Below are 13468 nucleotides of genomic sequence, written 5' to 3'. Positions count from 1 at the left end.
TACATGAAGATATTCACGATCAACCGCAATTTACGACTTGCCAATCTCCGCGAATTTTTTTTGTAAATCTGAATCTGGAAGGTGAGCCGCAACGTGGAGCACTCGGCACAAAAGAAGCGGGAGAGAAGATCGTCGCTTGGAGCCCACGGAGGCTCCAAACGAGACAGACTCTAATGCTTACGATCACCCTTTCTCGTTACCGCTAAACATTACTCAACCGTCACCGACTTGGCCAAGTTACGCGGCTGGTCAACGTCCGTGCCCTTGAGCACCGCCACGTAGTACGACAGCAATTGCAGTGGGATGGTGTAGAGAATCGGCGACAGGGTGTCGTGGATGTGCGGCATGTTGATCACGTGGGTGCCTTCGCCGTTGGTCATGCCGGCCTTTTCGTCGGCGAACACGATCAGTTGGCCGCCACGGGCGCGAACTTCCTGCAAGTTGGACTTGAGCTTCTCCAGCAGTTCATTGTTTGGCGCCACGGTGACCACCGGCATGTCATCGTCCACCAGGGCCAATGGGCCGTGCTTGAGTTCACCGGCCGGGTAGGCTTCGGCGTGGATATAGGAGATTTCCTTGAGTTTCAGGGAGCCTTCCATCGCCACTGGGTACTGCGCGCCACGGCCGAGGAACAGGGTGTGGTTCTTGTCGGCAAACAGCTCGGCGACTTTCTCTACGGTGCTGTCCATGGCCAGGGCTTCGCCCAGGCGGGTCGGCAGGCGGCGCAGTTCTTCTACCAGGGTGGCTTCCACGCCCGCAGCCAATGTGCCGCGCACCTGGCCCAGGGACAGGGTCAGCAGCAGCAAGCCCACCAACTGGGTGGTGAAGGCCTTGGTGGAGGCTACGCCGATTTCGCGACCGGCCTGGGTCAGCAGGGTCAGGTCCGACTCACGTACCAGGGAGCTGATGCTGACGTTGCAGATCGCCAGGCTCGCCAGGTAGCCCAGCTCTTTGGCATTGCGCAGGGCGGCCAGGGTGTCAGCGGTCTCGCCGGACTGGGAGATGGTCACGAACAGGGTGTCGGGCTGCACCACCACCTTGCGGTAGCGGAACTCGCTGGCCACTTCGACCTGGCACGGGATGCCCGCCAGTTCTTCGAGCCAGTAACGCGCGACCATGCCGGCGTGATAACTGGTGCCACAGGCGACGATCTGCACATTGCGCACTTTGGCGAACAGCTCGGCGGCTTGCGGGCCGAACGCGTTTACCAGTACTTGCTTGTCGCCAAGGCGACCTTCCAGGGTGCGTTGCACCACGGCCGGTTGCTCGTGGATTTCCTTGAGCATGAAGTGGCGGAACTCGCCCTTGTCGGCAGCTTCGGCGCCGTCGCGGTATTGCACCGCTTCACGCTCGACGGAGTTGCCGTCCACATCCCAAATCGCCACGCTTTCACGGCGGATGTCGGCGATATCGCCTTCTTCAAGGTACATGAAGCGGTCGGTGACTTGACGCAGGGCCAACTGATCGGAAGCGAGGAAGTTCTCCCCCAGGCCCAGGCCAATCACCAGCGGGCTGCCACTGCGGGCGGCAACCACACGGTCCGGTTGGCTAGCGCTGATCACCGCCAGGCCGTAGGCGCCATGCAGTTCCTTGACCGTGGCCTTGAGGGCGGTGGTCAGGTCGCTGTGGTCCTTGAGCTTGTGGTTGAGCAGGTGGGCGATGACTTCGGTGTCGGTGTCCGAGGTAAAGACGTAGCCCAGGCCCTTGAGTTGTTCACGCAGCACTTCGTGGTTTTCGATGATGCCGTTGTGCACCACCGCGATATCACCGGAGAAGTGCGGGTGCGCATTGCGCTCGCACGGTGCCCCGTGGGTCGCCCAGCGGGTGTGGGCGATGCCCAGGCGGCCCGCCAGGGGCTCACCGGCCAGGGCCTGTTCCAGTTCGCTGACTTTGCCTGGGCGACGCATGCGCTCGAGCTTGCCCGCGTTGCTGAAGACCGCCACGCCGGCACTGTCATAGCCGCGGTATTCCAGGCGCTTGAGGCCTTCGAGCAAAATGGCGGTAACGTTTCGTTCAGCGACTGCGCCTACAATTCCACACATGGTTTCTCTCCTAGATGACTGCCGCGCAAATCAGCGTAATGCCGCGGGCTTGAATCTGGTCGCGGGCCTCAAGCGGCAGGCGATCATCGGTAATAAGGGTATGGACGCTGCTCCAGGGCAGTTCCAGGTTGGGAATCTTGCGGCCGATCTTGTCGGATTCGACCATCACCACCACTTCGCGGGCGACTTCGGCCATCACTCGGCTCAAGCCCAACAATTCATTGAAGGTGGTGGTACCGCGCTGCAGGTCGATGCCGTCAGCGCCTATAAACAGTTGGTCGAAGTCATAGGAACGCAGCACCTGTTCGGCGACCTGTCCCTGGAACGAGTCCGAGTGCGGGTCCCAGGTACCGCCGGTCATCAGCAGCACCGGTTCATGCTCAAGTTCACTCAGGGCACTGGCCACATGCAGGGAGTTGGTCATCACTACCAGGCCGGGCTGATGGCCCAGTTCGGGAATCATCGCGGCGGTGGTGCTGCCGCTGTCGATGATGATCCGCGCATGTTCACGCAGGCGCTTGACCGCCGCCCGGGCGATGGCGCGCTTATGCACAGAAATCGGTTGGGCAGGATCGCCCACCAGTTCCTGGGGCATGGTGATGGCGCCACCGTAGCGCCGCAGCAGCAAGCCGTTGCTTTCCAGCGCGGCGAGGTCCTTGCGGATGGTCACTTCGGAGGTTTCGAAACGCTTAGCCAATTCATCCACGCTCACTTCGCCCTGCTCGTTGAGCAAGGTGAGGATGTTGTGGCGTCGTTGTGGTGTATTTCGTTTCGACATGGTGATGATAAGTTTCGTTTCGAAAGATAACGAAGGCAATCAAAACCTATTGACGAAGGATCGTCAAGCAGAAGAATGAAATTTTATTGAAGCCCAGATCAAAAATGTAGGAGCTGGCTGCCTGCGATAGAGGTGTATCAGTCGATGAAAACGTGACTGAAATATCGCCATCGCAGGCAAGCCAGCTCCCACATTGATGGGTGGTGGCTGAAGGTTGTGGATAACTCAGGTCTTTTTGATTTTGACCGGGCGTTTCCAGCCGTCGATGTTGCGTTGGCGGGCGCGGGCCACCGCCAATTGCGACTTATCCACATCCTGGTTGATGGTTGAGCCTGCCGCTGTGTTTGAACCATCGCCAATGGTGACGGGCGCAATCAGTGAATTGTTGGAGCCAATAAAGACGTCTTCACCGATCGTCGTCTGATACTTGTTGGCACCATCGTAATTGCAAGTAATGGCGCCGGCGCCAATGTTGCTGCGGGCCCCAATCACTGCATCGCCGAGGTAGGCCAGGTGCCCCGCCTTCGCATCGTCGCCCATCCGTGCGTTTTTCAGCTCAACGAAGTTACCCACATGGGCCCTGGCGCCCAGCACGCTGCCCGGGCGCAACCGCGCAAACGGCCCCGCATCGCTGCCCTCACCCATCACGGCACCGTCGATGTGGCTGTTGGCCTTGACCACCACGCCTTTGCGCAGGGTGCTGTCCTTGATCACGCAATTGGGGCCAATTACCACATCGTCTTCGATGATCACGCGGCCTTCGAGGATCACATTGATATCGATCAGCACGTCGCGGCCCACGGTCACCTCACCGCGTACATCGAAACGCGCCGGGTCACGCAGTGTCACGCCCTGCGCCATCAGGCGGCGGCCTTCGCGCAGTTGGTAGTGACGCTCCAGTTCCGCCAGTTGCTTGCGGTCGTTGGCACCCTGCACTTCCATTGGGTCGTGGGGCTGCTCGGTGGCGACCAGCAGGCCGTCGCTGACGGCCATCTCGATGACGTCGGTGAGGTAGTACTCGCCCTGGACATTGTTATTCGACAAACGACTCATCCAGTCTGCCAGGTGAGCCGCCGGCACCGCGAGAATCCCGGTATTGCCTTCGCTTATCGCCCGTTGTGCCTCGCTGGCATCTTTATGCTCGACGATGGCGGCTACCTTGCCGCCGGCATCGCGCACGATGCGGCCATAACCTGTCGGGTCGTCCAGCTCTACCGTCAGCAGGCCCATCTGGCCCGGCACTACGTGCTTGAGCAGGCGCTGCAGGGTTTCCACTTCGATCAGCGGCACATCACCGTAGAGGATCAGCACGGTGTCGGCCTTGATGAACGGTACGGCTTGCGCGGTGGCATGACCGGTACCCAGTTGCTTGTCCTGCAATACGAAATTCAAGTCATCGGCTGCCAGACGCTCACGTACCGCATCGGCACCGTGGCCAATCACTACGTGGATACGTTGTGGGTCCAGTTGCCGGGCGCTGTGGATAACATGGCCAAGCATGGAGTTACCCGCAACCGGGTGCAGTACCTTGGGCAGGGCTGAACGCATGCGGGTGCCCTGGCCAGCGGCGAGAATGACGATTTCAAGAGACATGAATGGCTACCAATCCTGGGCGGTCCGGCTTCAGACCAAAGAAGTGTTTTGCAAAAAAAGAAAAAGGGTAGCCGAGGCTACCCTTTTTAATCAATCGCGCATGAAGCATGACGGCTTGGCCGCTTACTTCTTGCGGATCTGCTGGAGCGTGCGCAGCTGGGCTGCAGCCTCGGCCAGACGTACAGCAGCAGCGCTGTAGTCGAAGTCTGCACCTTTTTCGTGCAGAGCCTTCTCGGCAGCCTTGACGGCTTCCTGAGCGGAGGCTTCATCCAGGTCGCCAGCACGTTGCACGGTGTCGGCAAGAACCTTGACCATGTTCGGCTGAACTTCGAGGAAACCGCCAGAGATGTAGAACACCTCCTTTTCCCCGCCCTGCTTGGTCAGAGTAATCGGACCGGGCTTCAAGCTGGTGATCAGCGGTGCGTGGCCCAAGGCAATACCCAGGTCACCCAACTCGCCGTGTGCAATTACCATCTCTACCAGACCGGAGAAGATTTCCCCTTCCGCGCTGACGATATCGCAATGGACTGTCATAGCCATCTGATTGCCTCAACCTGATGAGCGCCCGTTGCCGGGCGCCTGGATTACAGTTTCTTGGCTTTCTCGATCGCTTCTTCGATGCCGCCGACCATGTAGAACGCTTGTTCTGGCAGGTGGTCGTAGTCACCGTTGAGGATGCCTTTGAAGCCAGCAATGGTGTCTTTCAGGGAAACGTATTTACCCGAGGCACCGGTGAAGACTTCAGCCACGAAGAACGGCTGCGACAAGAAGCGCTGGATCTTACGAGCGCGGGATACCAACTGCTTGTCGGTTTCCGACAGCTCGTCCATACCCAGGATCGCAATGATGTCCTTCAGCTCTTTGTAGCGCTGCAGCACGTACTGAACGCCGCGAGCGGTGTCGTAGTGCTCCTGGCCGATCACGTTCGGGTCCAGCTGGCGCGAAGTCGAGTCCAGTGGATCGACCGCTGGGTAGATACCCAGGGAAGCGATGTCACGGGACAGTACGACGGTGGCGTCCAAGTGGGCGAAGGTGGTCGCAGGCGACGGGTCGGTCAAGTCATCCGCAGGTACGTATACCGCTTGGATCGAAGTGATCGAACCTTCCTTGGTCGAAGTGATACGTTCTTGCAGAACGCCCATCTCTTCAGCCAGGGTCGGCTGGTAGCCTACTGCCGAAGGCATACGGCCCAGCAGTGCGGATACTTCGGTACCGGCCAGGGTGTAACGGTAGATGTTGTCGACGAACAGCAGAACGTCGTTACCTTCGTCACGGAACTTCTCGGCCATGGTCAGGCCAGTCAGTGCTACGCGCAGACGGTTACCCGGCGGCTCGTTCATCTGACCGTAGACCAGTGCCACTTTGTCCAGAACGTTGGAGTCCTTCATCTCGTGGTAGAAGTCGTTACCCTCACGAGTACGCTCACCCACACCGGCGAACACGGAATAACCGCTGTGCTCGATGGCGATGTTACGGATCAGTTCCATCATGTTTACGGTCTTGCCTACACCGGCACCACCGAACAGACCCACTTTACCGCCTTTGGCGAACGGGCAGACCAGGTCGATAACCTTGATGCCGGTTTCCAGCAGGTCGTTGCCGCCAGCTTGCTCGGCGAACGAAGGTGCTGGACGGTGAATGCCCCAACGCTCTTCGGTATCGATCGGGCCAGCTTCGTCAATCGGGTTGCCCAGTACGTCCATGATCCGGCCCAGGGTCGCTTTACCGACCGGTACGGAGATGGCAGCGCCAGTGTCGACAACGTCCAGACCGCGCTTCAAGCCTTCGGTGGAACCCATCGCAATGGTACGAACTACGCCGTCGCCCAGCTGCTGCTGAACTTCCAGAGTAGTTTCCGCGCCTTGTACTTTCAGCGCGTTGTAGATGCTCGGTACGCTGTCGCGTGGGAATTCCACGTCGATAACGGCGCCGATGATTTGAACGATACGTCCGCTACTCATAGCTGGATCCTCTGAATATTTGAACCGTTAAACCGCGGCAGCGCCGCCGACGATTTCCGAGATCTCTTGGGTGATCGCAGCCTGACGCGCCTTGTTGTAGATCAGCTGCAAATCGCTGATCAGATCACCGGCGTTGTCGGTAGCGTTTTTCATCGCGATCATCCGCGCCGCTTGTTCAGCTGCGTTGTTCTCGACCACCGCCTGGTACACCTGCGACTCCACGTAGCGCACCATCAAGCCGTCAAGCAGCTCTTTGGCGTCTGGTTCGTAGAGGTAGTCCCAGTGGTGCTTGAGTTCCTGATCCGGAGTCGCCACCAGTGGAATCAATTGCTCCACGGTTGGCTGCTGGGTCATGGTGTTGATGAACTTGTTGGATACCACGGACAGGCGGTCAATCCGGCCTTCCAGGTACGCATCCAGCATCACCTTCACACTGCCGATCAAGTCATTGATCGACGGCTCTTCACCCAGGTGGCTGATAGCTGCAACGACGTTACCGCCGAAGTTGCGGAAAAAGGCCGCACCCTTGCTACCAACAACACACAGATCAATCTCGACGCCGTTTTCGCGGTTTACCGCCATGTCCTTGACCAGGGCCTTGAACAGGTTGGTATTCAAACCACCGCACAAACCACGGTCACTGCTCACTACCACATAACCTGCACGCTTGACGGCGCGCTCGATCATGAACGGGTGGCGGTATTCCGGGTTGGCGTTGGCCAGATGCCCAATTACCTGGCGGATACGCTCCGCATAAGGACGGCTAGCCGACATGCGCATTTGTGCCTTGCGCATTTTGCTGACCGCCACTTTCTCCATGGCGCTGGTAATTTTTTGCGTGCTTTTGATGCTCGCAATCTTACTGCGAATCTCTTTTGCGCCTGCCATGTAACACCTATCAGGTTAGCAAGCGGGAGCCTTGCGGCTCCCGCTGCGGCTTACCAGGTTTGGGTGGCCTTGAACTTCTCGATACCAGCCTTCAGGCCAGCGTCGATTTCGTCATTGAAGTCACCCTTCACGTTGATCTTGGCCATCAAATCGGCATGATCTCGGTTGAAGTAAGCAATCAGCGCTTGTTCAAAGCTGCCGACCTTGGCGATTTCGACGTCAGTCAGGAACCCACGCTCAGCGGCATACAGCGACAGCGACATGTCAGCGATCGACATTGGCGCGTATTGCTTCTGCTTCATCAGCTCGGTAACGCGCTGACCATGCTCAAGTTGCTTACGGGTCGCTTCGTCCAGGTCAGAAGCGAACTGGGCGAATGCCGCCAGTTCACGGTACTGAGCCAGAGCGGTACGGATACCACCGGAGAGCTTCTTGATGATCTTGGTCTGAGCGGCACCACCCACACGGGATACCGAAACACCGGCGTTCACAGCAGGACGGATCCCGGAGTTGAACATGGCCGATTCCAGGAAGATCTGACCGTCGGTGATGGAAATCACGTTGGTCGGAACGAACGCGGAAACGTCGCCAGCCTGGGTTTCGATGATCGGCAGTGCGGTCAGGGAACCGGTTTTGCCGGTCACTGCGCCGTTGGTGAACTTCTCTACGTACTCTTCGGAAACGCGGGATGCGCGCTCCAGCAGACGGGAGTGGAGATAGAACACGTCGCCTGGGTAGGCTTCACGGCCTGGTGGACGGCGCAGCAGCAGGGAAATCTGGCGGTAAGCCACTGCTTGCTTGGACAGATCGTCATAAACGATCAGCGCGTCTTCACCGCGGTCGCGGAAGAATTCACCCATGGTGCAACCGGAGTACGGTGCCAGGAATTGCAGCGCAGGAGATTCCGAAGCACTGGCAGCCACGATGATCGTGTTGGCCAGGGCGCCGTTTTCTTCCAGCTTGCGAACCACGTTGGCGATGGTCGATTGTTTCTGACCGATCGCTACGTAGACGCAGAAAATGCCGCTGTCTTTCTGGTTGATGATCGCGTCGATCGCCAGAGCGGTCTTACCGATCTGACGGTCACCGATGATCAGCTCACGCTGGCCACGGCCGACTGGGATCATGGCATCGACAGCCTTGTAGCCAGTCTGTACAGGCTGGTCTACCGACTTACGCCAGATCACGCCTGGAGCAACTTTCTCGACCGCGTCGGTCTCGGTGTTGCCCAGTGGACCTTTACCGTCAACAGGGTTACCCAGTGCGTCGACAACGCGACCCAGCAGTTCCTTACCAACCGGAACTTCCAGGATGCGGCCTGTGCACTTGGCGCTCATGCCTTCAGCCAGACTGGTGTACGCGCCCAATACAACGGCACCTACGGAGTCTTGCTCCAGGTTGAGGGCCATACCGTAGACGCCGCCCGGAAACTCGATCATCTCGCCGTACATTACGTCGGCCAGACCGTGAATCCGCACGATGCCGTCAGATACGCTGACGACAGTGCCTTCGTTACGGGCTTGGGAGGTCACATCGAGCTTGTCGATGCGGCCCTTGATAATTTCACTTATTTCGGAAGGATTGAGTTGCTGCATTGCTCTGCTGCCCCTTCAAACTCAAGATTTCAATGCTTCGGCAAGATTCGCGAGTTTGCCGCGAATCGAGCCATCGATAACCAGGTCGCCGGCGCGAATGACAACACCCCCAATAAGGGATGGGTCTTCCGCAACTTGCAGGCGCACTTCCCGGTCGAGTCGTGCACTGAGAACCTTGGCGAGTTTGTCTTGCTGTTCTTGGTTCAATGCAAAAGCACTGGTCACTTCAACGTCTACCGACTTCTCTTGCTCGGCCTTGTACAGGTCGAACAGAGCGGCAATCTCCGGCAAAAGCGGGAGACGGTCGTTTTCGGCAACGACGTGGATGAAGTTCTGCACTTTCACATCAAACTTGTCGCCGCACACGTCAATAAACGTAGCGGCCTTGTCTGCGCTCGTCAGTCGCGGGGCCTTGAGCACGCGCTGCATGGTGTCGTCTTGCGACACTGCTGCAGCCAGGCCGAGCATGGCTGACCAAGAGGCCAGCTGCTGGTGGGCCTGGGCGTGCTCGAAGGCTGCCTTAGCGTAAGGTCGGGCCAACGTGGTCAATTCTGCCATGATCGCCCTCGCTTAAATTTCAGCAGCCAGTTTGTTTACCAGCTCCGCGTGCGCGTTTTGATCGATTGTGGCACCCAGGATCTTCTCAGCACCGCCGACGGCCAGAGCACCCAGTTGGGCACGCAGCGCATCTTTGACACCATTCAGTTCCTGTTCGATCTCGGCCTGAGCCTGAACCTTCACACGGTCAGCGTCGATACGGGCTTTTTCAACAGCCTCTTCAACAATCTGGTTACCGCGTTTCTTGGCTTGCTCAATGATTTCAGCTGCCTGAGCCTTCGCTTCGCGCAGTTGCTGACCCGCTTTATCTTGGGCCAACTCCAGGTCGCGAGCTGCTCGTGCGGCAGCGTCCAGTCCATCCGCGATCTTCTTCTGACGTTCGTGCAAAGCCGCGATGACCGGAGGCCATACGAACTTCATGCAGAAAACAACAAAAATCAAGAACGCTAAGGACTGACCAATAATGGTTGCATTAATGTTCACGCCAATACCTCGCTCGTTCGTTGCACAACACACCAATCACTCGAAAAAACGAGTGATTAACCGGCGAGTTGACCAACGAAGGGGTTCGCGAAGGTGAAGAACAGAGCGATACCAACACCGATCATGGTCACGGCGTCGAGCAGGCCGGCAACGATGAACATTTTAACTTGCAGCATTGGAACCATTTCTGGCTGACGCGCTGCGCCTTCCAGGAACTTGCCGCCCAACAGGCCGAAACCAATGGCAGTACCCAGGGCGCCCAGGCCGATCAACAGTGCAACAGCGATAGCGGTTAGACCAACTACAGTTTCCATCTTTCCTCCCGACTTTTACGTCGTATGGTTTAGGTTTTTTAGATTTTAAAGCGGTAAAACAAATCGTTTCATAGCCCTTTGGGGCCACCTTCCCGTTTCACCGGGAAGGACATCAGACTAGTCGAGACTGGTCTTAATGGTTCTCTTCGTGCGCCATCGACAGGTAGACGATGGTCAGCATCATGAAGATAAACGCCTGCAGGGTGATGATCAGGATGTGGAACACAGCCCACGCCCACTGCAGAACAATGCCCAGGCCGCTAAGCCAGAGCAGGCCGCTGCCGAACATCACAGCGATCAGGATGAACACCAGCTCGCCGGCATACATGTTGCCGAACAGTCGCAGGGCCAGGGAAATCGGCTTGGCGATCAGGGTGACGAATTCCAGCAGGAAGTTCACCGGGATCAGCAGGGCTTGAACGAAGATGTTCTTGCTGCCGAACGGGTGCAGGGTCAGTTCGCCGATGAAGCCGCCGATGCCCTTGATCTTGATGCTGTAGAAAATGATCAACGCGAACACCGACAGGGCCATGCCCAAGGTAGCGTTCGGGTCAGTGGTCGATACCGCGCGGAATGGGATGTGCGGGTCGCCGCTGATCCACATGGCCACTTGCGGGATCCAGTCCACCGGGATCAGGTCGACGGCGTTCATCAGGAACACCCAGACGAAGATGGTCAGTGCCAGCGGTGAAATCACCGGGCTACGGCCATGGAAGCTGTCTTTCACGCTGCCATCGACGAATTCGACCAATACTTCAACGAAGTTCTGCAAAGCACCTGGCTGACCGGAAGTCGCCTTCTTTGCCGCCATGCGGAAAATCAGGACGAAGATCAGACCCAATGCGACCGACCAGCCCAGAGTATCCAGGTGGAAAGCCCAGAAGCCCATTTCTTTGGCTTCTGCTGCGGAGTGGGCAAAGCCCCAGCCGCCGTTGGGAAGCTGACCGAAGGTCAGGTTCTGCAAGTGGTGCTGGATATAGCCCGAAGCGGTTGTTTCTGCCATGGTTGCCTCAAACGCCCTAAGGTTTCGAAAGTCTTGTTTTCATTAGCAGGGGAGCGAACCAGCTGACCAGTTGGGTCAACACGAAGACGCCGAATACAGCTAGCGGCGCCAATGGCTTCACACCTGCAAAGGTCAGTGCAAACAGCACTGCCGTCAAAATCAGTTTCCCTGCCTCGCCGGCATAAAAGGACCGGACGATAGCCTGGGCTGCCCGGGCGCCGGAAAACCGAAAGGCCCTGTGAGCAAAATACATATTGGGCAGCAAGGCTATCAGGCCTCCGCAGAGTCCTGAGTATCCGGCTACGACCCCATGCCAATACCAAAGCGCCAATGCGGCGATCAGCAAAATGACAAATTGGGCCAATAAAACCGGAAAAACGGCCAAGCGATGGAACGGCAACGTGTTTGGCGTGCGGGTTTCCATCACTCTTGCTCCTCAATGGTCGGCTGCCGGAAATCAATAACTTGGCATAATTTGTGCCGACAAAATGCGCGCAGAGTATAGGGGCGGTTCTGCCCCTATTCAACTGCCGGGTAGTGATTTCCGACTGCACGCTACATAAGCAAATGTTTCAGCGGATGTGGGAAAGAACGCCCTGAAGCTCATCGAGGGAGTTATATCCGATAACCAATTGCCCTTTGCCCTTCTTACCGTGGCGAATTTGCACCGCAGAGCCCAGCCGCTCGGCCAGGCGCTGCTCAAGGCGCGCAATATCCGGATCAGTTTTGACCGTCTCGACCGGTGCAGGTTTACCACTGAGCCACTGGCGAACCAAGGCCTCGGTCTGACGAACGGTGAGACCTCGTGCGACAACGTGTCGCGCCCCTTCAACCTGTTGATTTTCCGGCAAACCGAGCAAAGCACGGGCATGACCCATTTCCAGGTCACCGTGGGACAGCATGGTCTTGATCACTTCCGGAAGCGCAATCAGGCGCAACAGGTTGGAAACCGTGACACGGGATTTGCCCACCGCATCGGCCACTTCCTGCTGGGTCAGCTTGAATTCCTGCTGCAGACGCTGCAGGGCAATGGCTTCCTCGATGGGATTGAGGTCTTCACGCTGGATATTCTCGATCAGCGCCATGGCAATGGCCGTTTCATCCGGCACATCACGCACCATCGCCGGGATGGTTTCCTGGCCGGCCTGCTGGCTGGCGCGCCAGCGGCGTTCACCGGCGATGATTTCAAACCGACCGCCGCCAATGGGGCGCACGACAATCGGCTGCATCACGCCCTGGGCCTTGATCGAGTTCGCCAACTCCTCCAGCGCCTGCGGGTCCATGTCCCGGCGCGGCTGGTACTTGCCACGCTGGATCAGGTCCAGGGGCAGGTGTTGCAGTTCACGGGAGTCGGCCTGGACCGCTTGCTCTTCCAGCGAAGTAACAGTCGGACCACTCAGCAGTGCATCCAGTCCACGTCCGAGACCTCGTTTCTTGACGGCCATGGGGATTCCTTAAGTTGGCTGGGCTGCAGCGGTGCGTGAGTTGCGACGTTGGCGACGAACCATCTCGCCGGCCAGCGCCAGGTAGGCAATGGCACCACGCGATGACTTGTCGTACGCCAGCGCGGGCATGCCATAGCTTGGCGCTTCGGCCAGGCGGATGTTACGCGGGATCACTGTGTCGTAGAGCTGGTCGCCGAAGTGTTCCTTGAGCTGCGCCGACACATCGTTCATCAGGCTCAGGCGCGGGTCATACATGGTCCGCAGCAGGCCTTCGACCTTCAGGTTCGGGTTGAGCAACTCGGCGATACGCTTGATGTTATCCACAAGGTCGCTCAAACCCTCGAGGGCGAAGTACTCGCACTGCATGGGGATGATCACCCCATCGGCGGCGACCAACGCGTTGAGCGTCAGCATCGACAGCGACGGCGGGCAGTCGATCAAAATGTAGTCGTAATTCTCGCGGATCGGCGCCAGGGCGCTGCGCAGACGGCTTTCTTTCATCTGCATTTCCAGCAGCACCACTTCCGCCGCGGTCAGGTCGCGGTTGGCCGGCAGCAGTTGATAACCGCCGTGTTCGGAGTAGTGCATAGCCTGGGCCAGGTCGCACTCGCCTATCAGCAAGTCGTAGACCGAGTTTTCCAGGCCGTGTTTATCCACACCGCTACCCATGGTGGCGTTGCCCTGTGGATCGAGATCGATCAACAGCACCCGACGCTTGGTAGCGACCAGGGATGCTGCGAGGTTGATGCAGGTGGTGGTTTTGCCCACGCCACCTTTCTGGTTCGCTATCGCGAATACCTTAGCCATT

14 protein-coding genes are annotated in these 13468 nt (G+C 58.1%); all 14 read right to left on the bottom strand.

Features of this window, described 5'->3' with window-relative positions:
* Positions 1–209: 209 nt before the first annotated feature.
* The gene (gene glmS / locus AC19YY_RS06380) at positions 210–2042 is read right to left on the bottom strand and encodes a glutamine--fructose-6-phosphate transaminase (isomerizing) (RefSeq protein WP_057439302.1); all 1833 of its coding nucleotides are present in this window, start codon (positions 2040–2042) and stop codon (positions 210–212) included.
* 10 nt (positions 2043–2052) lie between these two features.
* Positions 2053–2820: a DeoR/GlpR family DNA-binding transcription regulator gene (locus tag AC19YY_RS06375; protein WP_029290123.1), complete on the bottom strand. Its 768-nt coding sequence runs from the start codon at positions 2818–2820 to the stop codon at positions 2053–2055.
* Between the two features lie 225 nt (positions 2821–3045).
* A complete protein-coding gene (glmU, locus tag AC19YY_RS06370) occupies positions 3046–4413 on the bottom strand; it encodes a bifunctional UDP-N-acetylglucosamine diphosphorylase/glucosamine-1-phosphate N-acetyltransferase GlmU (RefSeq protein ID WP_432754811.1) in 1368 nt (455 codons plus the stop codon).
* A gap of 123 nt (positions 4414–4536) precedes the next feature.
* Complete coding sequence (locus AC19YY_RS06365) at positions 4537–4953, bottom strand: F0F1 ATP synthase subunit epsilon (protein WP_057439300.1); 417 nt, start codon at positions 4951–4953, stop codon at positions 4537–4539.
* Between the two features lie 44 nt (positions 4954–4997).
* Positions 4998–6374 carry a F0F1 ATP synthase subunit beta gene (atpD, locus tag AC19YY_RS06360; RefSeq protein WP_015886645.1) on the bottom strand — a complete coding sequence of 459 codons (1377 nt, stop codon included), beginning with the start codon at positions 6372–6374 and terminating at the stop codon, positions 4998–5000.
* A gap of 27 nt (positions 6375–6401) precedes the next feature.
* Positions 6402–7262 (bottom strand): F0F1 ATP synthase subunit gamma, encoded by an 861-nt coding sequence (gene atpG / locus AC19YY_RS06355; protein ID WP_057439299.1) that lies wholly within the window; start codon positions 7260–7262, stop codon positions 6402–6404.
* Between the two features lie 50 nt (positions 7263–7312).
* Positions 7313–8857: a F0F1 ATP synthase subunit alpha gene (gene atpA, locus AC19YY_RS06350; RefSeq protein ID WP_029290137.1), complete on the bottom strand. Its 1545-nt coding sequence runs from the start codon at positions 8855–8857 to the stop codon at positions 7313–7315.
* Between the two features lie 21 nt (positions 8858–8878).
* Entirely contained in the window at positions 8879–9415 is a 537-nt protein-coding gene (locus AC19YY_RS06345; protein WP_057439298.1) for a F0F1 ATP synthase subunit delta, read from the bottom strand.
* Positions 9416–9427: 12 nt separating this feature from the next.
* Positions 9428–9898: a F0F1 ATP synthase subunit B gene (locus tag AC19YY_RS06340; protein WP_008439543.1), complete on the bottom strand. Its 471-nt coding sequence runs from the start codon at positions 9896–9898 to the stop codon at positions 9428–9430.
* 56 nt (positions 9899–9954) lie between these two features.
* Positions 9955–10212, bottom strand: a complete 258-nt coding sequence (gene atpE, locus AC19YY_RS06335) for a F0F1 ATP synthase subunit C (protein WP_002555987.1) — start codon at positions 10210–10212, stop codon at positions 9955–9957.
* Positions 10213–10345: 133 nt separating this feature from the next.
* Complete coding sequence (gene atpB, locus AC19YY_RS06330) at positions 10346–11215, bottom strand: F0F1 ATP synthase subunit A (protein WP_500603972.1); 870 nt, start codon at positions 11213–11215, stop codon at positions 10346–10348.
* Positions 11216–11231: 16 nt separating this feature from the next.
* Positions 11232–11639: a F0F1 ATP synthase subunit I gene (locus AC19YY_RS06325; protein WP_010565865.1), complete on the bottom strand. Its 408-nt coding sequence runs from the start codon at positions 11637–11639 to the stop codon at positions 11232–11234.
* Between the two features lie 148 nt (positions 11640–11787).
* Positions 11788–12660 (bottom strand): ParB/RepB/Spo0J family partition protein, encoded by an 873-nt coding sequence (locus AC19YY_RS06320; protein ID WP_032857179.1) that lies wholly within the window; start codon positions 12658–12660, stop codon positions 11788–11790.
* A 9-nt stretch (positions 12661–12669) separates the two neighbouring features.
* Positions 12670–13467: a ParA family protein gene (locus AC19YY_RS06315; protein WP_005792605.1), complete on the bottom strand. Its 798-nt coding sequence runs from the start codon at positions 13465–13467 to the stop codon at positions 12670–12672.
* Position 13468 lies beyond the last annotated feature (1 nt).

The organism is Pseudomonas sp. MF09156 (assembly GCF_059862305.1).
This window is presented reverse-complemented; position numbering and strand designations above follow the sequence as displayed.

Excerpts from the sequence above, each read along its gene's own strand:
- atpA (WP_029290137.1), bottom strand. The coding sequence starts at position 8,857 with ATGCAGCAACTCAATCCTTCCGAAATAAGTGAAATTATCAAGGGCCGC.
- glmU (WP_432754811.1), bottom strand. The coding sequence starts at position 4,413 with ATGTCTCTTGAAATCGTCATTCTCGCCGCTGGCCAGGGCACCCGCATG.
- AC19YY_RS06320 (WP_032857179.1), bottom strand. The coding sequence starts at position 12,660 with ATGGCCGTCAAGAAACGAGGTCTCGGACGTGGACTGGATGCACTGCTG.
- AC19YY_RS06345 (WP_057439298.1), bottom strand. The coding sequence starts at position 9,415 with ATGGCAGAATTGACCACGTTGGCCCGACCTTACGCTAAGGCAGCCTTC.
- AC19YY_RS06315 (WP_005792605.1), bottom strand. The coding sequence starts at position 13,467 with ATGGCTAAGGTATTCGCGATAGCGAACCAGAAAGGTGGCGTGGGCAAA.
- atpD (WP_015886645.1), bottom strand. The coding sequence starts at position 6,374 with ATGAGTAGCGGACGTATCGTTCAAATCATCGGCGCCGTTATCGACGTG.
- AC19YY_RS06325 (WP_010565865.1), bottom strand. The coding sequence starts at position 11,639 with ATGGAAACCCGCACGCCAAACACGTTGCCGTTCCATCGCTTGGCCGTT.
- glmS (WP_057439302.1), bottom strand. The coding sequence starts at position 2,042 with ATGTGTGGAATTGTAGGCGCAGTCGCTGAACGAAACGTTACCGCCATT.
- atpB (WP_500603972.1), bottom strand. The coding sequence starts at position 11,215 with ATGGCAGAAACAACCGCTTCGGGCTATATCCAGCACCACTTGCAGAAC.
- AC19YY_RS06375 (WP_029290123.1), bottom strand. The coding sequence starts at position 2,820 with ATGTCGAAACGAAATACACCACAACGACGCCACAACATCCTCACCTTG.
- atpE (WP_002555987.1), bottom strand. The coding sequence starts at position 10,212 with ATGGAAACTGTAGTTGGTCTAACCGCTATCGCTGTTGCACTGTTGATC.
- AC19YY_RS06365 (WP_057439300.1), bottom strand. The coding sequence starts at position 4,953 with ATGGCTATGACAGTCCATTGCGATATCGTCAGCGCGGAAGGGGAAATC.
- atpG (WP_057439299.1), bottom strand. The coding sequence starts at position 7,262 with ATGGCAGGCGCAAAAGAGATTCGCAGTAAGATTGCGAGCATCAAAAGC.